The 19,386-nt window shown below is 67.0% G+C and carries 15 protein-coding genes and 2 pseudogenes; 3 read left to right on the forward strand and 14 right to left on the reverse strand.

Annotated elements, in window-relative coordinates; all coding sequences use genetic code 11:
• Positions 1-7 precede the first annotated feature (7 nt).
• The 4 genes from LIP_RS11095 to LIP_RS18980 form a co-directional block, all read right to left on the reverse strand.
• A complete protein-coding gene (locus LIP_RS11095; protein ID WP_068138238.1) occupies positions 8-598 on the reverse strand; it encodes a hypothetical protein in 591 nt (196 codons plus the stop codon).
• Positions 599-698: 100 nt separating this feature from the next.
• Positions 699-1,520 (reverse strand): flagellin N-terminal helical domain-containing protein, encoded by an 822-nt coding sequence (locus tag LIP_RS11100; RefSeq protein ID WP_068138249.1) that lies wholly within the window; start codon positions 1,518-1,520, stop codon positions 699-701.
• A 441-nt stretch (positions 1,521-1,961) separates the two neighbouring features.
• The gene (locus LIP_RS11105; RefSeq protein ID WP_068138252.1) at positions 1,962-2,915 is read right to left on the reverse strand and encodes a DUF4351 domain-containing protein; all 954 of its coding nucleotides are present in this window, start codon (positions 2,913-2,915) and stop codon (positions 1,962-1,964) included.
• A 152-nt stretch (positions 2,916-3,067) separates the two neighbouring features.
• A complete protein-coding gene (locus LIP_RS18980) occupies positions 3,068-4,003 on the reverse strand; it encodes a DUF4351 domain-containing protein (RefSeq protein WP_068138256.1) in 936 nt (311 codons plus the stop codon).
• Between the two features lie 517 nt (positions 4,004-4,520).
• Between LIP_RS18980 and LIP_RS11115 the strand changes: the two genes are divergently transcribed.
• On the forward strand, positions 4,521-5,456 hold the full coding sequence (locus LIP_RS11115; RefSeq protein ID WP_068138258.1) for a tyrosine-type recombinase/integrase: 936 nt from the start codon (positions 4,521-4,523) through the stop codon (positions 5,454-5,456).
• Positions 5,457-5,590: 134 nt separating this feature from the next.
• Here LIP_RS11115 and LIP_RS11120 read toward each other — a convergent pair whose 3' ends face one another.
• The gene (locus tag LIP_RS11120; protein ID WP_144440454.1) at positions 5,591-6,322 is read right to left on the reverse strand and encodes a DUF4058 family protein; all 732 of its coding nucleotides are present in this window, start codon (positions 6,320-6,322) and stop codon (positions 5,591-5,593) included.
• A gap of 237 nt (positions 6,323-6,559) precedes the next feature.
• Positions 6,560-6,742, reverse strand: a pseudogene (locus tag LIP_RS20595) (helicase-related protein); the annotation flags it as partial.
• A gap of 411 nt (positions 6,743-7,153) precedes the next feature.
• Between LIP_RS20595 and LIP_RS11125 the strand changes: the two are divergent.
• Positions 7,154-7,933 carry an SDR family NAD(P)-dependent oxidoreductase gene (locus tag LIP_RS11125; protein ID WP_068138265.1) on the forward strand — a complete coding sequence of 260 codons (780 nt, stop codon included), beginning with the start codon at positions 7,154-7,156 and terminating at the stop codon, positions 7,931-7,933.
• A gap of 220 nt (positions 7,934-8,153) precedes the next feature.
• On the opposite strand, the gene LIP_RS11130 is transcribed toward LIP_RS11125, so the two are convergent.
• The 5 genes from LIP_RS11130 to LIP_RS11150 form a co-directional block, all read right to left on the reverse strand.
• Positions 8,154-9,581, reverse strand: a complete 1,428-nt coding sequence (locus LIP_RS11130; RefSeq protein ID WP_082726220.1) for a UbiD family decarboxylase — start codon at positions 9,579-9,581, stop codon at positions 8,154-8,156.
• On the reverse strand, positions 9,578-10,534 hold the full coding sequence (locus tag LIP_RS11135; protein ID WP_198409509.1) for a dihydrodipicolinate synthase family protein: 957 nt from the start codon (positions 10,532-10,534) through the stop codon (positions 9,578-9,580). Before LIP_RS11135 ends, LIP_RS11130 begins: the two co-directional genes overlap by 4 nt.
• Positions 10,535-10,585: 51 nt before the next feature.
• Positions 10,586-11,668, reverse strand: coding sequence for a DUF6282 family protein (locus LIP_RS11140; RefSeq protein WP_068138272.1), 1,083 nt, complete (start codon positions 11,666-11,668; stop codon positions 10,586-10,588).
• Between the two features lie 77 nt (positions 11,669-11,745).
• A complete protein-coding gene (locus LIP_RS11145) occupies positions 11,746-13,698 on the reverse strand; it encodes a TRAP transporter permease (RefSeq protein ID WP_158509660.1) in 1,953 nt (650 codons plus the stop codon).
• Between the two features lie 149 nt (positions 13,699-13,847).
• Entirely contained in the window at positions 13,848-14,891 is a 1,044-nt protein-coding gene (locus LIP_RS11150) for a TAXI family TRAP transporter solute-binding subunit (protein WP_082726222.1), read from the reverse strand.
• Between the two features lie 237 nt (positions 14,892-15,128).
• Between LIP_RS11150 and LIP_RS11155 the strand changes: the two genes are divergently transcribed.
• Positions 15,129-16,313: a LacI family DNA-binding transcriptional regulator gene (locus LIP_RS11155; protein WP_068138285.1), complete on the forward strand. Its 1,185-nt coding sequence runs from the start codon at positions 15,129-15,131 to the stop codon at positions 16,311-16,313.
• On the opposite strand, the pseudogene LIP_RS19605 reads toward LIP_RS11155, so the two are convergent.
• From LIP_RS19605 to LIP_RS11170, 3 genes and pseudogenes are all read right to left on the reverse strand, one after another.
• Positions 16,240-16,791 (reverse strand): annotated as a pseudogene (locus LIP_RS19605) (UbiX family flavin prenyltransferase); the annotation flags it as partial. The gene LIP_RS11155 and the pseudogene LIP_RS19605 sit on opposite strands and share 74 nt — an antisense overlap.
• Before the next feature lie 181 nt (positions 16,792-16,972).
• A complete protein-coding gene (locus tag LIP_RS11165; RefSeq protein WP_068138288.1) occupies positions 16,973-18,583 on the reverse strand; it encodes a hypothetical protein in 1,611 nt (536 codons plus the stop codon).
• Positions 18,584-18,606: 23 nt separating this feature from the next.
• Positions 18,607-19,383 carry a 3-ketoacyl-ACP reductase gene (locus LIP_RS11170; protein WP_144440455.1) on the reverse strand — a complete coding sequence of 259 codons (777 nt, stop codon included), beginning with the start codon at positions 19,381-19,383 and terminating at the stop codon, positions 18,607-18,609.
• Positions 19,384-19,386 lie beyond the last annotated feature (3 nt).

Below are 19,386 nucleotides of genomic sequence, written 5' to 3' on the forward strand. Positions count from 1 at the left end.
CCGCGGCTCAACTGGCCGTCGGACGATAGCTCCACGTTTCGAGCAAGTCGACCAGGTCGTTCTCGAGGAGGTCCGCAACCCAGTCCCGATCACCCGACTTCATGGCCGAGAACAGCTTCTCAAGAAACGAGGCGGAGTCGAGCTCCGTGTGCTCCAACTCTCCCTCGAGGGGCAGGCGCCGCCCCCCCTGCAACCCAAGATTGCTTGTCGCCGCGAGTGCCTGGGACAGTGTACGCGCCTCTACGAGCCAGCTGATCCCGTCCAGAAGCTCAAGCAAGCCAGTCTCGGCGATGGAGACTCCTTCCACGCGAAGAAGCGCGACGATTCGGGGCAAGGCTTCCAGCACCCGGTTCGCGTACTCGGCGACGGATCTGCCGACTTCGGCCAAGAAAGGCTCCGTCGATGCGTATTCCACGCGAACGTGCTGCACGGTCTCCCAGTCAATATGGCTGAGCGAGGCCAAATCCTCGTAAGAGACCCCATCCACGTAGACGCGACGTACGAACGCCCCTTCGGGAGTGAGGCGCCTCGCCATGGCCAAGAGGTGCTCGACGTTCTGAACAGGCTCCATCACCTGTTCACCGATACGGACTTCCAAAGAAGATCACCTCCCGGCAATGGGTCCACTAGCGTCTGGCGGTGATAAGGCGAGGGGCTCCTCGGTCGCTCCGAGAAGCCCCTGCCCCTTTCAGTCCAGGCTATCCAAGGAGCTGCAGCACCGTCTGTGGTTTCGCGTTCGCCTGTGCCAGCATTGCCGTGGACGCCTGCGTCAGAATCTGGTGCTTGACGAAGCCGGTCATCTCCTGGGCGATGTCCGCGTCACGGATACGGGACTCCGCCGCGGTGAGGTTCTCGGACGCGATCTGCAGGAAGTTGACGCTGTGCTCGAACCGGTTCTGCAGGGCACCGAGCTGGGCTCGCTGGCTGGAGACGCTGCCGATCGCCGCATCTACCAGCGAGAGTACCGCTGGGAGGCTGGCCGCAGAGAACCCGCTGCCGATGCTCACGGCATTGATGCCCAGGCCCGTGGCAGTCATCGTACCGATCGACAGCGTGACGTACTGATTCGCGTTGGCTCCGATCTGGAACGCGAGGCCGGTCGCCGATCCGTTAAGCAGTTTCTTCGAGTTGAACTCGGTGTCGGTGCCGATTCGGGTGATCTCCGCCAGGAGCGCGTCAACCTCGAGCTGCAACTGGGCCCTGTCTGAATCGGTATTGGTGTCGTTCGCCGACTGGACGGCGAGCTCTCTGATTCGGTGGAGCATGGAGTGGGTCTCGTTCAGCGCGCCTTCGGCCGTCTGAATGAGCGAGATTCCGTCCTGTGCGTTCTTCGCAGCCATGTTGAGGCCCCGAATCTGGCTGCGCATCTTTTCGGAGATTGCCAGACCCGCGGCGTCGTCGCCGGCTCGGTTGATCCGAAATCCGGACGACAGTTTCTCCATACTCTTCGTTAAACCCTGGTCGTTGACGTAGAGGTTCCGCCAGGAGTTCAACGCACTGACGTTGTTGTTGATCCTCACCCGCTAGCCCCTCCTTGAGGCCGTAGTCTGGATCGCATCCATGCGATCCGGTGCTCCCCGTCCGCACAAGTGGGCACGACACGCGGGCACCTACTCAGGGTATCGACGGGTGGATGGGCGACTTTAGCCCACGGAGGCCCAGCGTCCACCCGTTGCCGTTGCACGATAAGGTCCCTTTCCGTCTCGGGCGCCATATGGCCGCAGGCAGAGGTTTCTCGGCGCGGATCCGCCGCCAGCGCACGCCAAGAGCCACAGCAGACCATCTTGCCCATGGACCTACGAGGCACGGGACAGCTGGACGGCTCACCTACATCAGGATGATTGGTCCGTCATGAGCGAGCCATGCGGGTCGCATTCTCTTCACAGTCAACGACCCGCGGGGAGGAAGCCGGTCAGGATGGCGCTCATCGAGGTTCACCCAGGGCGGAAGACGTGAAGGATTCAGCTCTCCTCTCCTGCTCCCTGGCCCAGGGCGTCCAAGCGCTTGCGCCACTCCTCATAGCTGCCCGTCCGGTAGATCTCGAGGCTCAAATCCTCCAACTGGTCGGCCGTCAGGGCATCGAGCTGGCCGAGGTCCTCGGTGGCGACGTCGCCGAACCGAGCCCTCAGGTGGCGCAGAAGAAGGCGCACCACTTCCTCGTGTCGGCCGCGCTCCAGCCCTCGCTCCCAACCCTTCCGCTCAACACTGCTCATGATGCGGTCGGCTTCCTGCTGCACCGCCATGGGCCATCCCTCCCGTATCTGATTATACCGACGGACTTCCTCCGCATCCAGTGGCACGTAGGTGTCCACGAAGCCCCAGAGGAGCGCGGCCTGGTCGTCCGTCAGGTGGAGGCGCAGCATGCTCCGCAGGCACTGGAGCTTCACCTCCACCGCCTCGCCCGACCGCCTCCTCATCCGGGCCATGAGGGCTGCGGCCACGGGGTTCCGCTTGCGTCGGAAGCGGTGCCAGTCCAGCCCTTGGAGGTGGATGGTGTAGTAGGGCAGGAGCGGCCCGCACAGCCTCGGCCCCATCATCCGGGCATCGTACAGGCTTCGTTCGCCGCCGCTCCGAGGGTACGTGAAGAGGGCGATGGGAAAGACGGGAAGCCAGTACTTCTCATGTAGGCGGAAAGAATAGGCGAACATGCGCTGGGCGAAGGTGCTCTGCGGTTGCGACTGGATCTCCACGTGGACAAGGCCCGGCCCGCGTTCCGGATCCTCAGACTCAAGCTTGAGTACCAGATCCGCGTGACGCCGCTCTCCTCCGGGAAGGTCCGAGAAGAGCTGCGTGTCTACCGGTTCAACTCGTGTGATCGCGTTTCGGCGGAGAAGCGACCGCACGAAGAGGCCCAGGAACTCCAACGGGAACTCGGAGAGCACCACCTTGAAGAGACGATCATGGTCGATGGCCATGGAGCACCCTCCCGAGGGGCTTTGGAGCCAATGGCCCAAGCCGTTCTTTCAACGTACATGACGGAAACCGCCGGCCCCGCACCTGCGTGCTCGGACGCGGGTCTGGCCGGATCCAGGATGGGGGCCCGGCAGGGTTGGTCTTCATTGCCCGTTCACTTGGCCAGCGCGTCCACCCGCGCGCGCCACTCGTGGTAGGAAGTCACCCGGAAGATCTCAAGGCTGAGCTGTTCGAGTTGATCACCCGACAACGCTTCCAGCCGCGCTCGGTCCTCTGCAGGGACGTCGCCAAGCTTGTTCTGGACCTGGCGCAGGAGAACCGACAGCATGCCTTCTTGGCGGCCTTCCTCGATCCCCCTCTCCCAACCCTTCCGCTCGATGCTGCCCATGATGCGGTCCGCTTGCTCGCGTTCTTTCATGGGCCAACCCTCCTGAAGTTGGTGGTAGCGTTGGGTCTCCTCCTCGCCCAAGGGTACGCACGTGTCGACGAAGCCCCAGAGGAGTGCGGCCTGGTCGTCGGTCAGAGCGAGGCGCAACATGCTCCGCAGGCACTGGAGCTTCACCTCGACGCTCTCGTCCGGCGCCCGCCTCATGCGGGCCATGAAGGCGGCGGCCACCGGGTTCCGATGCCGCCGGAAGCGGCGCCAGTCGAGCCTTCTCAGATGGATCGTGTGGTACCGGAGCCGCAGCCCGCACAGGCGCCCGCCGTCGACCCGGACGTCATAGACTCCGGTGTCGTCGAAGGAACCGTCTCCTGTGAAGACGACGACGGGCAGGACGCGCAGGCCGTAGAAGAAGTCGAGGCGCGCGCACCAGCCGAGCATGCGTACGTGCAGGGGGCTCCTGGGCTGCGACTGGATCCCCACGTAGACCACCAGATCGTCGCCTCTGGGGTCGGTCGAGCAGAGCCTCATCACCACCTCGGCATAGCCAGGCTCCAGCGGGGCCAGGTCCGGGAAGGAATGGACGTCCAGCAGCTCCACCTGCATGGTCTCGTGGAGCGGAACCCACCGCGGGACGAAGAGCTTCACGAAGTCCAGAGGGAACTCCGCGACCACCGCCGCAAAGAGCCGATCCTCGCCGATGGACATGGCAGCCGCCTCCCCACTCGTTCTGCGATCCTGGCGCGAGCTTCCATCAAAACTCAACTTGATCTCAGCATAGACAGCCGCAGCCGAGGATGCAAACATGTGTTTGTATCGTCGGCGTCGATCCTCGCGGATAATCCCACCGGTACGGCCGCTCGGCTCAGCCTGACGTCGTCGGATGCTGGAAGTCGCTACCAATGCGGGGCCTTGCGAATCGGGGCACGATGCGAACGCTCGGGACCGGGAGGAAGCGGTCGGGGCTCTTGCACGGAGACAGGGAAGGAGTCCTCGGCGGTCAGCCGAAACCAAGAGGTGCCGTCTTCCACGTGACGGCCTGCCCGCAGGGGGCCAGGAGGCGGTTTTCCTGTCCCCATCGGATCCACGCGGGGCTGCACCCCACCCGGGCCGGAGCACGCAGCGCAAGCGGCCGGCCAGCGGCGGGCGAGGCGCCCCGCCCGTCAAGAAGGCTCGCGCGCGCAGCAGACGAAGCCCGGCACGAGGCCATACGGCGCGTCCCCGTATGCGAAGAACGCTGGGGCGCGCCATCGCGGACTTCCTGGTCCACATCCGCATGGAGCGCTCCTTCAGCCGCAATACGGCGACGGCGTACCGGCGCGACCTTAGGAGCTTCACCCGATTCCTGGCCCTGCAGGGGGCCGACCCGGAGCTGCTCGACCCTGAAGACATCGGCCGCCCGGACGTGCGGGCGTACCTGGTCCACCTGGCGGCCGAGCGGGGGCTCAAGAGCTCGTCGGCAAGCCGGCACCTGGCGTGCCTGCGCTCCTTCTTCCGGTTCCTCGCGGAGGACGAACGCTGGCAGATCTCCCACGACCCCACCCTTGGGGTCCGCCACCCCAAGACGGCCCGGCGGGTGCCGTCCGTCCTCTCCGTCGCCGAGGTGGAGCGGCTACTGGCGGCATCGGAGAAGGTCTCCCCCTACCCCCAGCGCGACCGGGCCCTCATCCAGCTCCTGGTCCAGACGGGTTGCCGCGTGGGCGAGGTCGCCCGCCTCCGCCTGGAGCACCTGGACCTGGACCGGAACACCGCGACCTTCCTGGGCAAGGGAGAGAAGGACCGGGTGGTCCCCGTCACACCGACGACCGTGGCCCAGCTCCGCCGGTACCTGGAGGAAGAGCGCCCCCGCCTGGCCCGCAACGCCTCTGAGGCCTCGACTGGGCCCGGGGCCGCGGTGTTCCTCAACACGCGCGGGCGGCCGCTGAGTGCTGGCGGCGTCCGCCGGCTGTTCCGCGAGATCCGGAAGCACGCCGGAATCGGCAAGCGGGTGACGGTGCACACCCTGCGCTACACCTGCCTCACCTTCCTGATGGAAGCGGGTGTGGACCTCCGGATGCTTCAGGAGCTGGCGGGGCACGCCTCACTGCACACGACGCAGCTCTACACCCACCTGGCTCAGTGGAGGAAGACCGATGCGGTGATGAAGCACCCGTTTGCGTGACGGCGCGGCAGTGATGGGGGGACGGACGGCTCCGTTCGGGCTGTCGTGGGGTCTGTTCCCGCTGGGCAACCGGCGCGGGTGCTTGCCCCTGGGGGTGGGGGTGGAGGAGACCCGCCGGCTCGAGTCCCCCGGGGTCAGGACATGTCCTGGCGCGCGTTCTCCACGAGAAGGTCGAACGCGCCCCGCGTCCACGTCTCCTCGAAGATCTCTTGGAGGTCGAGCACGTGGTCGGGATCGGGTTCACGCAGAGGGAAGCGGAAGGCCGGAAGCGGCTGGTCTGCGTGCACGCCGTAGATCTCGGCCTGTCCAGGGATGAAGGCGCGACGGACGAGCACGAACCGATCCCCCTCGGGCCAGGGACTGGCCAGCGGCATGCGCTCGCCACTCAACAGCAGATCGATCTCCACCAAGTTCACGCGGGCCGAGAGGTACTCGTCCCGCTTCGTGAGGTACTCCTGCCGACCCTCATGCCCCGCGCGCTTGTTGTTCGGCGAGAGCACCTCCACGACGGTGACGAGCTCACCCGTGAGCGATCGGACCTGGAGGTACCACTCCTTGACCTCGTCGCGCATACCGATGGCGGCCAGCACCGGGGTGGCCACGCGCCGGCGGGCCGGCGCCGGCTCTTCCACCACGGGAGCGCCCTCCCGCGACACGGCCGCAACGCTCACGTCAGGACGGCGAACGGCTTCCACGGCGGCGTCCCGCGTTACGTAGACCCGTTCCTCCGTCTGTACCAGGTAGCGGGGCCGCAGGGCCTGTGCCAGGTGGTGTGCCATGGTGACAATGAGCTGGTTGTGGAAACCCAGCCAGAGCCCGGATTGCTCGAGTCGAGGGTCCATGTGGATCCATGCGTCTTGATCCACCACGCCGCCCCCCTTCGCCCGCGTTCTTCGTGATGCGCTGCCAGGTGAAGCCGGTCGACCGACACGCCTCTCCTTAAGTATACCGGACCCCGCTTCTTGACGCTACCTGCGCTGTCATACCCTGTCGCTGCTCTATCCCCCAAGCCGCCTCCCGGTCCGAGAGCTGGGTGATCCACCGGTCGCCACCGGCGCCCCAGGGCCTGCTGGGCCAGCTCCCGCTTGTCGGCCAGCACCTGGTGTGCCGGAGGCGACCAGCTTGTACACCAGCACCCGCTGGCGCTGGCGGATGCGGTACGCCCGGTCCGTGGCCTGATCCTCCACGGCCGGCTTCCACCAGCGGTCGTAATGGATCACGCAGCTCGCCCGGGTGAGGGTGAGCCCCGTCCCGCCCGCCTTCAGCGAGAGGATGAAGATACGCGGGGCTGCAGCGCCCTACTGGAAGAGGCGGACCATCTCCGCGCAGGGGAGCATCACACGAACAGGTGCTTCATGACCGTATCCGCCCTCACGTGAGCCGTCGGTGGGTCGCCAGGTCTGCCGCCGCGTCCTGGCAGTCCTTGGTGGATGGGCGCGCCGGCGGTTTCGTCCAGGAAAACCTGTAGAAGCGCTGCAGCCCCCCACACGCGCCCGTCTCCTCTCCAGGGTCCCCGCCCCCGTCTGGCGAACGCCTCCATGGATGCAGGCGCCCAGGGGGTCTCGGGGTGCCAGAGAGGCCTCGTGACGTTTAGGAACCATCTGGATGCGGCGGGCCCACGCGGCGCCGGCCCGCCGGGGGTCCCCAGGAGGACTTCCCCGTCCCGAGGTCAACTCCCCACCGGGAGGCGATGAAGCATGGGCCATCTGCACGCGGACTTCGCGGGTGAGGTCGTGCTGGTCACCGGGGGCGGCCAGGGCATCGGGAGGGCGATCGGGCGGACCTTCGCCGAGTCCGGGGCCCAGGTGGTGGTGGCCGACGTGGACGAGCGGGCGGCCCAGGAGCAGGTGGAATGGATCGAGGCTCAGGGGGGCCGGGCCCGCTGCGTGCGATGCGACGTGAGTGACCCGGCCGGCGTGGAGGCTCTCATGGCCGATGTGGCCGCCCACGAGGGGCATCTGGACGTCCTGGTGAACAATGCCGGCGTCATGGTCGCCCGTCCTCCAGAGGAGCTCTCCGTGGCCGAGTGGGACCGGGTCCTGAACGTCAACCTGCGGGGGGCGTTCTTCTGTACCCGGTACGGGCTGGCGCTGCTCCGAAAGGGCCGGAGCCCCTCGGTGATCCACATCGCCTCCACCCGGGCGCTCATGTCCGAGCCGAACACCGAGAGCTACGCCGCCTCCAAGGCGGGGCTGCTGGGGCTCACCCACGCCCTGGCCGTCAGCCTGGGGCCCGAGGTGCGGGTGAACGCCATCCTGCCGGGCTGGATCGACGTGAGCGCCTGGAAGCGTTCGGACCTGGCAAGGCAGGAGGCGCTCCGCCCGGAAGACCACGCCCAGCACCCCGCCGGCCGCGTCGGCCGTCCCGAGGACGTGGCTGCGGCCTGCCTCTACCTGGCCTCGGAGGAGGCCTCCTTCGTCACCGGCCAGGTCCTGGTGGTCGACGGCGGCATGACGGTGAAGATGATCTACGTCTGAGCCCGGCGCCCCGAGCCCGGAGGGCGACCTCCACGGCCCTGGCGATGATGGTCTTCCCCGCCCCCGAGAGGCCGGAGGAGCCCATGGACCTCGACTCTCCAGGCGCGCTGTTCCGTTCCGCGGCGGCGACTCCCCAACTGGGAGCCGGTCCAACGGGAGGCCCCATGGCAGCCGCCGCTCCTACGGCCGCTCTCTGTCTGTGACCCCGTCTTGCCGCCGCCTATGAGTCCAGTTCCATCGCCCGCAGATCGACCCGCTCCAGACCCGCCGGTCGAGCCTTCTCCGCCGCGGCATCGACAGGCCGGGTGGCGTCGATGCCGATCTTGGTCACCTGCATGCCCTTGGCTCCACCGGACTCCACCAGCGGGTCCAGGGGGTGGCCTTTGGCCCCAGGGACGGAGAAAACGTCCGACTCCGCGCGAACGTTGCGGTAGACCGCCTCCAGCACCGCCCTTTCGTCGAAGACGTCGACATCCTCGTCCACTACGATAACGTAGCGGATGAACGGGTCGGCGGCAAGCACGGCGCACGCCACGTTCTTGGGTTCCCCCTCTACCCGCTTCCGCATGGAGACGTAGCAGGCCAACCGGCAGTAGGCCGACGGCGGCATGAACACCTCCCGGACCCCGGGGGACGCCACGGACGCCATGCGGTGAATGAACGACAGCCTCGGGGTCCCACCCAGAAGCTGGTGGTCCGGGTATCCGGAGACGACGTCCAGGTAGACGGGATCGGCGCGGCGCATCATCCCGGTCACGTGGATCACCGGGTTGCGGAGCACCTTTCCGTACGTGCCGCCGTACTCACCGAAAGGCCCCTCGTCCGCCCGCTCCTCGGGCGGAACGTAGCCCTCGATCACGAACTCGGCGTCGGCGGGTACCTCCAGGGGTACAGTCGCCGCGCGCACCAGGCGCAGCGGCCGCTCCATCAGCGCCCCGACCACCGAGTACTCGTCGGTCCCGAAGGGCACGAAGCTGAGCACGCCCAGGTAGAAGGCCGGGTGGTGACCTACGGTGATGGCCACCGGCATGGTCTCGCCCCGGTCCCGGTACTTCTGGTAGATCAACCAGGCGTGGCTGGTCTCGGCCAGGTGAATGCCCAACCTGCGATCGTCGTGGATCTTGTGCCGGTAGATCCCGATGTTGCGGATCCCGGTGTCCGGGTCCTTCACCACCATCGCGCCGCTGGTGATGTAGGGCCCCGAGTCCTTCTCGTTGTGGGAGATCCGGGGCAGCCCCCGGAGCGTGACCTCCTCTCCGGTCGCCACCACCTGCCGGACTGGGGCGTCTTGCCCATCGACCAGCTCCGGATCGACGAGCCGGGCCTCTCTCGCCCGGAACGCGGCGCTCAGCTCCCGCTCCTCCACACCGAGTGCCAAGGCCATGCGCCTTCGACTGGCGAACAGGTTGGTCACCACCGGATAGGGGGTCCCATCCACCCGCTTGAAGAGAAGGGCCGGGCGGCGCCCCACGCGTTCGAGCGCCACCGCGACCGCGGTCACTTCCCACCCGGGATCGACCGCCTTTTGAACCGTGCGCAACTCCTCCGGATAGCGCCTGCTGAGCTCCTCCAGGTACGAGCGGAGATCGGGCGCCCCCGTAGACGGCCTCGGGCTGCCGGGTCGGCGTTGCGGCCACATGGCCGTCATACGACCCTGAGTTGCCCGCGCAGGCCGGATTCGGCAAGATCCTGCCGGATGCGGGCAATGTCCTCATCCGAGAGCGGGACGAGCGGGGGCCGCATCAGCGGCGAGCGGAGCCGCCCCAAGAGGTACATGGCGTACTTCATCCGCTGGTGGGCGTTACCCGAAGGCTCACCAAATCGGTAGACCAGGCGGCCCAGCGGATAGATCTCGTCCTGGACGGTCTTGGCGCGCCGCAGGTCCATGTCCCGGACCGCGGCCACCAGGGCGACCATGAGGTCCGGCACGAAGCCTGCGAACCCGATGAGCGCCCCGTCGGCACCCTCCACCAGCGTGGGCAGCAGGTACTCGTCGTGGCAGGTGAGGATGGTCACGTCCGGATGCCGCTGCTTCAGCACCCGGAAATCGTGGTTGTACCGGGCCATCTCCCGGGTGCCCATCTTGATGGCCACCACGTGGGGCTGGGCGGCCATGTCGAGGAGCTCCTCCAGGGAGTAGCCGGCCTTGGACCACGCCGGGTACTGGTGCACGATGATCGCGAGCCCCGACGCCTCACCCACGTCGGCGAAAAAGCGCTGGGCCATCCCCTTCCCCTTGCCGAAGCGCAGCCAGTGGTGCGGGGGCATCAGCAGGATGCCGCTGGCTCCTGCCCTCTTGGCCGCCTTCGCCTGGTCGATGGCGTCCAGCGTCCCCTCGGCCAAGACGCCGCTGACCACCGGCACCTTGTCTCCGACCGCCTCGACCGCCAGTTCGATCACCCGCGCCCGCTCGGCGTTGTTGAGGGAGGTGATCTCGCCCGTGTGGCCGTTCACCACCACCCCGGAGATCCCCTCGTGGGAGACCAGCCACTGGAGGTAGCGCGTGAACTCCTCCTCGTCGATGCTGTAGTCGTCGTTGAACGGCAACAGCGTTGCCGGAAACACGCCGGACCACCTGGCGGGATTCTTCAGGTCGCTCACCTTCGTCGTCTCCTCTCTTCTCGAATCGTCCGGACCCAGGTCGGCCCGGGCCTATGCCTCCAGGCCCAAGTGCCGGGCCGGGGTCGTCTGAAACACCTTGCGCACGTCCTCCTTGGAAACGCCATAGGCCAGCAGCATCTGGATCATCCAGCGGTTGGCCGCCACGTGGGGCGGGTTGTGGATCTGGCCGAAGTCGGAGCCGTAGACCAGGTTGTCGGCGCCTACTTCCTGAACGATCCGCGCGGCGTACACCGGCCCGCTCTCGTGCAGCGGAAAGGCCAGGGCCCCCAAGCCGGACAGCATCAGCTTGACACCCTCTCGAGCCACCTCCTTCATCTGGTCCAGGCTGTGCTTGGAGTGGATGTGCGCCGGGTGGATCACCTCGAGACGCCGGACCCCCAGCCGTTTGGCCTCCTCCATGACGGCCTTGGTCTCCTCGTAGGGGTAGTGACCGGAGGCGAGGATCAGGTCGTTGTCCGCGCAGATGCGAAGGATCTCCTCGAGTTCCGGCAGCACCCGGTAGTGCTCGTCGACAATCCGCAGCCCATCACCGCTCAGGTCGTCGTAGACGACCCGCCGGTGATGGTACGAGTCGACCATGGGCAGCCAGACGTACTTCATTCCAGGAAACCCCAGGCAGCGCTTGACCGCCTCCGGGTTGAGCCCACCGACCGACCGGTTGAGGGTGACGCCCCCAAAGACCTTGACCGGGGTCATCTCATGCTCTTCGGCCCAGCGATCCACCGCCCGCTGGACCAGGGCGTTCCGGGAGGCCGACGGGGTGTACCAGGTCTTGATCACCACCGCCCGCATCCCCGCCCTGGTACAGTCGATGGCCAGCTCGTCCTCCAGCATCAGCCGCTCGAAAGGCTCCGAGCCACCATGGGCGTGGATGTCGATCGACCCGATCATGAGCTCGTGGATGTCCTCTTGCCTCACCTTGATACCGGCGAGGAAACGACGGTATTGAATGTTGACGAACTGCGCTTGCTGGCGCAGGAGGTAGTCGATCACCTCGTCAGGGGTACCGGGCGGCACATCGGGACGCGTCCACTCTCTCAGCCGCTCGACTCTCTCCTGGGGAACCTGGATCTTCAGGATCTCCTCCAGGCGCATCTCTTCGGACTGGGCCATGTCGTGCGAATCCTCCTCCACGGCTACGGTCTATGAGATCACGTCTCTACCCCATCGCGCGTGCACCCTGTCGCTCCTCAGCGCGACGGCCCTCCGGCAACCGCCTGTCCCGGCCCAAACCGGTCCCCGATGAGCCAGGCCAGTGCAAGAAGACCGATGCCGACGGCGTCCGTCACCAGGCCGGGGCGGATCAGAAAGAGCCCGGCGATGAAGAGCGCCGTGCGGGCGACGACCCCAATGCGCCCCTTCAGGTATCCGGTCACGGAGGCCGCGATGCAGTAGACACCGAGTAGCGCGGTGACCACGGACCCCAGGATCTTCCAGGTCGTTCCGACCATCAGCAGGCTCGGCGAGTAGACGAACATGAAGGGAACGATGTAGCCGACGATGCCGAGACCGAAAGCGCTCCAGCCGACCCGGGCGGGATTGGCACCGCCGATGCCTGCAGCTGCGTACGCGGTAAGGGCTACTGGAGGCGTGATGGTGCTGATGATCCCGAAGTAGAAGACGAACATGTGGGCGGCTATCGGCTGCACGCCCATGGACTCCAGAGCAGGGGCGGCCAGCGTCGCCAGCACGAGGTAGACCGCTGTGGCCGGCAGCCCCATGCCGAGAATCAGGGAGGCTACCATGGTGATCACCAGAGCGAGCAGCAGGTTGCCCCGAGAAAGCTCGAGCAGCGAGCTGGAGAAGGTCACACCCAACCCTGTCATGCTCACGATACCAAGGATGATGCCAGCCGCCGCGCAGGCGGTAGCGACCGGAGCGGCGTTCCGCACCCCCGTGTCCAGTGCCCTCAGGACCCTCGGCAGGTCCAGGCGAGTCTCGCGGCGGAGCCACGAGACGGCGACGAGGATCAGCGTCGACCACACGACCGCCTTCATGGGCGACCAGCGATCGAGCAGAAAGTAGATCAGGGCCGCCAGGGGGATGAGCAGGTGACCCCCTTGTCTCAGGGTCTTGCGCACGTCCGGCAGGCTCTCGGACGGGAGACTCACGATCCCCCGCCTCTGAGCCTCGAAGTCGACCATCAAGAAGACGGCAACGAAGTACAGCACGGCCGGGATGGCCGCCGCGATCGCCACGTCGGTGTACGTCACGCGCAGGTACTCGGCCATGATGAACGCTGCTGCACCCATCACCGGCGGCATGATCATGCCGCCGGTGGAGGCGGCCGCCTCGACGGCACAGGCCACGTGGTTGGGATAGCCGTTGCGTCTCATCAGCGGGATCGTGAAGGTACCGGTGGTGACGGCGTTGGCGATGGGTGAGCCGGAGATGGTCCCCATCAGCGCGCTGCTGATCACCGAGGTCTTGGCCGCGCCTCCCCGGAAGCGGCCGGCAACGGCATAGGCCAGGTCGATGAAGAACTTCCCGCCCCCGGACTCGTTGAGGAACGCGCCGAATAGGATGAACAGGATGATGAAGGTAGCGGAGATGCCGATGGGCGTCCCGAAGATGCCCTCAGTGGTGGAGTACAGGAATGAGACCACTCGTGAGAGCGAGTACCCCCGGTGACGCAGGATACCCGGCAAGTACGGCCCCAACTGGGCGTAGACCAGGAAGATCAGCGCCGTCAGGCTCAAGAACCAGCCCGCGGTCCGCCTGGCCGCCTCTAGGGTGATCACGATCATCATGGTGCCCATCACCAGCTCCTGCGGGCTTGGCATGAAGACCCTAAGGAGCCGGTTTTGCCAGTTGGCCAGCAGGTAGATCGTGGCCACGGCCACGCCGGCGACCAGCACGAGATCGAAAACGGTGACGCCGGTCTTTCGCTGGCGGCGAGCGGGATAGATGAAGAAGACGAGCGCCGCCAGCAACCCCCAGTGGGCGGCCCTCTGCACCGAGGCCGAAAAGACCCCAAACAACCCCGTGTACAGGTGAAGCAGCCCGGCGAAGACTGCCAGTGCCGTGGCTACATGGCCCCAGAGGCCGCCGCGATCTGGGGGTTGATCGGGATCGGGGATCACATCGGTGCGAAGACTTTGGGCTTCAACGCCTGCGAGCTTTGGATCTTGGCTGGCTGCCATGCTGCCACACTCCTGTTCACCGGGCGCCTCGGCCCGGGAGCATCGCTGCAGGATAGGGCCTGGAGCACTTGCCATCCCGATCCCGGTCCTTGCCTGGAGCGCCGCGGGCTTGCTGCCACGGCGCCCCAGGGTAAAGCCATGCCCGAGTTCTACTGCTCAAGCACGCCCTTCTCTCGGAAGTACCGGGCCGCGCCGGGGTGGAGCGGGATCGGGGTCTTGGCGGCATCCTCCAAGGTGACCCAGCGCGCCACCGGATGCACCTGGTAGAATTCATCCAGGTGGTCGAAGATCGCGGCGGTGATCTGGTAGACGGTTTCCTCATCCATGCGACTCGTGACCATCACCATGTTGCTGGTGGCGATCGTTCGGACGGTCGCCGTGAGCTGCGGGTAATACTGAGAGGTGATGTCGATGCCGGAGAAGTAGGGGTACTGCTCCAGGAAGCCGTTTCGCTCCTCTTCGGTCAGACTCATGAGCTGGATCTTCTTGGTCCCGGCAAAGGCCTCTTGAACGGCCGGCGAGGGGATGCCCGCCTGCACGATGGCCATGTCCACGTGGCCGTCCAGAAGGGCGCTGACCCCCTCTGCAAAGGAGATGTAGCTCGGCCGGACGTCCTTGATCGAGAGACCGAAGTAGTCGAGGACGTTTTCGAACACCAGGAAAGAGCTGTTGCCTGGAGGTCCCACGGCCACCCGTTTGCCCTTGAGGTCCCGGATCGAGCGGATGCCGGAGTCTGCCATGACGACGTACTGAGCCGCTCCGGGCGCCAGGCCAATGAACAGTCCTCTCAGGTCGCTGAATTCGGCGGGGAATGGCTTCATCCCATGGTACGCGAAGTAGGCGATGTGCGCGTTGGCGATTCCGATCTCCGCATCGCCCTGCTGCAGCAGCGCGGGGTTCTCGACCGTGCCGCCGGTCACCTCCACCCGAGACTCAAGCCCGGGTACGTACTTCTTGACCATCTCACCGATGCCCACGCCAACCGGGTAGTAGGCGCCACCGAGCGGTCCGCTGGCCACCGTGATCAACTGAGAACGGGCCCCAGCGGCCGATCCTTGAACAGCGCCAACGGTCAGCGCCATGAGAAGGGCGACGGTCATCCAGAGAGAGGGGAACGCCGGATGCAGACGGTGGATAAAACCTTTTAGCATGAATACCCTCCTCCTCCGATTTCCTCGGACCATGCAAGACATGAAACCCTGTATTTACGGCATTTTATCGGGATCGTTGCCGGACACGAGACCCTCCCTTCGAACCTAAAACGTCTCACTTCCCCAATACGAGGCAGGGTTGCACAATCCTGCCGGGTCTGATATCTTTTTGGTGGAGGCAACCCGAAACGCCTATCGTCGGAGAGCCCCCGCCTCGCCAGACGGCAAGCCAGACGGGACACCGCGAAACCGGACCGCCGTAGGAGCAGGAGGCCGCCCATGCCAGTCACCTTGCGCGACGTCGCCCGTCTCGCGGGAGTGTCCGCGGCAACTGCGTCGCTGGCCCTAAACGGCAAGGGTACCGTAAGCGCCGCCACACGCGAGCGGGTGGTCGAGGCGGCGCGTAAACTGGACTATTATCCGAACGGGTTGGCGCGGGGCCTGGTAACCCGCTCCTCGCACACCATTGGGTTGGTGGTCCCCGACATCACCAACTCGTACTTCCACGACTTCGCGAAGGGTGTCGAGGAAGCGGCCTGGGCCGCCGGGTACACAGTCATCCTGGGAAACAGCGACCGAGAGCCAGCGACGGAGCTGCGCTACGTCAGCGTCTTGCGGGAAAAGGGGATCGACGGCCTCATCCTCGCCGGCGCCGGTGTCGCTCACCACCCGGAGCTGGCCGCACGCGTGGCGGCGCTGCAGGGCGATGGGGTGCCGGTCGTGGTCGCGGGACGCAGCTTCCTGCCCGCCCCCGCCGTCGTGGTCGAGGATGTGGCGGGAGCGATCGAGGCCACGCAACATCTGATCCGGCTGGGCCACCGGCGGGTTGCCCACATTACGGGGCCCCGCGACCACCTTACGGGGCAGGACCGCCTGGAGGGCTTTCGGTTGGCCATGAAGGCCGGAGGTCTCTCCGTCCGGGAGCACTGGGTGGTCCCGGGCGACTTCAGCGCCGACGGCGGCTTTCAAGCCATGCAGAGCTTGTTGGACCGCGCTCCTGTACCGACGGCCGTCTTCTGCGGCAATGACCTTACGGCGGTAGGGGCGATGCGGGCAACCCGCCTGGCAGGTCTACGGATCCCTCAGGACATCTCAATCGTAGGCTTTGGCGACATCCGCCTCGCCTCCTATCTGGACCCGCCCTTGAGCACCGTGCGCGTCCCCCTTCACGAGCTGGGAAGGGCCGCAGGCGAGCGGCTTCTGCAGTTCATGACGCATGCGCGGCATGCCGCCGGGCAGGAGCAGGCAGGCGGCGGCGCTGCCCGCCTGGCGGCGAAACAGGACGGGCAACCGCTGACTATCCCCGTTCACCTGGTGATTCGGGAGTCGACGGCTCCGCCTGCTCGATCGGGTCCCTCCCGCGTGCCCGGTTCCCCGCGCGAGCCGGTGGACCTTGCCACCGGTACGCCCCGGGAACCGGTCCGTTCAACAGCTGCATCGCCCGCTCGACGGTACGATCGATGAGGTCGTTCACGGACTCCGGCCGGGTGTAGAAGGCCGGTACGGGGGGAAGCAGGATCGCCCCGATCTCAGCCAGCCTCTCGAGGACCTGCAGGTGCCCGAGGTGCAGCGGGCTCTCCCGGACCACCAGGACCAGCGGGCGGCGCTCTTTCAGCGTAACGTCCGCGGCCCGCACCAGCAGGTTGTCGTCCAGCGAGTGCGCGATGGCCGAGGCGCTGCGAATCGAGCACGGGATGACAGCCATCCCGTCCGTGGGGAACGACCCGCTTGCGAGCGGGGCCGTGATGTCCTGAATCCGATAGGACCTGGAGGCCAGCGCCTGAACCTGCCGGACCGTCCACTCGGTCTCGAGGGGAATCGTCTGCCGTCCCGGCCCGGTGATCACCAGGTGTGTCTCATGGCCCAGCTGACGGGCCCGCTCCAGGAACCGGATCCCGTAGATCACCCCCGAAGCCCCCGAGATCCCGACCACCCAGCGCATGTCGCCCATCCCCCCGGCCTCCGAGGATCGCCCCCGCTCGGCCAACCGATCGCCGGGGTTCTGCGCGGTCGGCCTTCCCCGAGGTCGTCTCTGATGGCTTCCGTATCCCCGGTCCACCTCCTCCCACCCCCGACGCGGTCATCACGCCTCGGGACGGTTGCGGGACACCGTGCGAGTCACGTCACTCGCCCGGTTCAGGACCGAAGAAAGCATACTCGAACCGGCCCTCGAGCAGGCACCAGAGGTAGAGGGCCAGCTCGCGCGCGTGGTAGTCGCCCCACAGGGACGACTCGCCCGCCGGAATGGCCGAGCCCGCCGGGAGATGGTCCCACCCGCGGGGGCGGTGGTAGATGGAGTGGAGGATGAGCCCCTGGTGGTCGTCGTCGCCGTTTAGGTAGGGCGGCTGGAACAAGGTGGCTGCGAGGGTCAGACCCGCCTGCCAGTACCGGTGCCCCGCCGAGCCGCGCTCCGGTTCCGTCTCGAACGACGCCTCCGGGCTGGTCTGGCCCGAATCACCCGCTGGACCTCCGGTCGCGGGGGCGGTGTCTACGCGCTTCTTGGGACCGCCGACACCGGCGAGGTACCGCCCCAGCCGGAGGAACCCCTGGGCGGCGATGGCCGCCGCCGAGCTGTCCACGGGCTCGTGGCCGTTCCATGGGTCCGAGGCTTCATGGGGGTAGGCAGCGATCCGCGGGACGTTCGGCGCGCCCGTATCCCAAAGGGGAATTCCATCGCCGAAGCTGTGCTGGAGGTAGTAGTCCGCCGTAACCCTCGCCGCCCGCTCCATCCAGCCGAGGACCGCTGCTCTGCCCCCGAACGGTGCCAGCCGTTCCTCAGGGAGCCGGGCCAGCCACTGGAGCTCTTCGGCGAAGCCCAGGATAGCCCAGGCCAACCCTCGGGTCCAGGTGGTGAAAGGCGAGTACCCCTGCTGGGTGGACGGTGCCCGGAAGCTGCCGTCCGCCACGCTGAAGACGGCCTCGTGGCAGACGCGTCCCGGCACGTCCCACACGTCCCGCCCCTCGCCGTAGTAGACGTTGTAGCGGGCGGACGTCCAGGCGTGCTGGAGCAGGCGCCCCAGGAGGTCCACCACGCGGTCTCCCTCGTCGTGGAGTCTTTGCCCCAGAGCGTCGGCCACCGCGAGAGACCGAAGCGAGCGGATGGTGTCGATGAAGAGGGAGTGCGGGCCGTTGAAGGAGTGGATGTACCCTGCCCCGCCCCGTTCGAGCCGGTCGTCCTCACCCGCGGGGAAGTCGGACCCGGCCCGGAGGCTCGCTCCCGGCTGTCCCCAACTCGCGGGCGCGTCCGCCGTCTCGACTGAGAGCGCTCCGGGACCGGGAAGCCGTGTCCAGCGCATGGCCTGCACGGCGCCCGACGCCCTCAGGGCCATCTCGCTTTCCCGCAGGACGGCCTCGCGGTCCTCGCCGGCAGGCAGCCTGCCCGCCAACGCCAGCCGGTGGAGCGCTCCGTACGTGGAGATCACGTTGAACCCGTGATCGTGCACGCCCCGGTGGGTCACGTACGCGGGCATGGAGCGGCGGATGCCGTCGCGAGCCCGGTCGTAGAGGGCCCGTTCACCCGTCGCTTCGAAATGGAGGAGCATGCTCCCGTAGAGGAAGCCCCGGGTCCAGTCGGTCCAGGCCTTGGGGACGTACCGCCCGGCCACGGTGACCACCGGGCTCGGGCCCCCGTCGTCCCAGCCCGCCAGATGGGCCAGGCTGCGGGCGGATCGGTCCCAGAACCGTTGGAGGTCGTCCTTCAGGTCCTGCGTCGACAGGTCCATGCGGATGTGCACGTCGGTCCCTCCTGGCCGAAACCTCACAGCTCGTGCAGGTGGAAGCCTCCGTCCACGTTGATGACCTCGCCCGTCGAGAAGGGGAGGCCTCCCTGGGCGATGGCGACCACGGCCCTGGCGACGTCGTCCGGTGTCCCCCACCGCCGCATGGGCACCCGGCCCGAGGCGATGATGGGCTCGTAGCGATCCCGCACGCCCTGGGTCATGTCAGTGGCGATGATGCCGGGTCGCACCTCGTAGACGCCGATCCCTTCCGCGGCCAGGCGCACGGCGTAAAGCCGGGTCATCATGCCCATGCCCGCCTTGCTGATGCAGTACTCGCCCCGGTTGACCGAGGCCGTGTAGGCCGACATGGACCCGATGTTGACGATGCGGTACGCCCGGTCCGGGTGCTCGGCCCGCTGCTGGAGCATCACCCGGGCCACCGCCTGGGTGAGGAAGTACGGCCCCTTGAGATTGGTGGCCAAGACACGGTCGAAGCTCTCCTCAGTGGCCTCCAGGAGGTCGCGGCGCTGGACGGGTCCCATGCCGGCGTTGTTCACCAGGAGGTCGACGCGGCCGAACCCCTGGAGCACCTCGTCCAGGAACCGGGCCCGATCCTCTCTTAGGGCGACATCAGCTTGAAAGGCCCGGACCCGGGCCCCCGCCGGCGCGGCCTCGCACACCTCCCGGGCGGCCGCTTCGTTCCGGGCGAAGCAGAAGGCCACGTCGAACCCACGGGCCGCCAGAGCCAGGACGATGCTGCGCCCGATCCCCCGTCCCCCGCCGGTCACCATGGCCACAGGGCGAGATGCCTCCACCGG

It is taken from the genome of Limnochorda pilosa, from assembly GCF_001544015.1.
Lineage (GTDB): Bacteria > Bacillota > Limnochordia > Limnochordales > Limnochordaceae > Limnochorda > Limnochorda pilosa.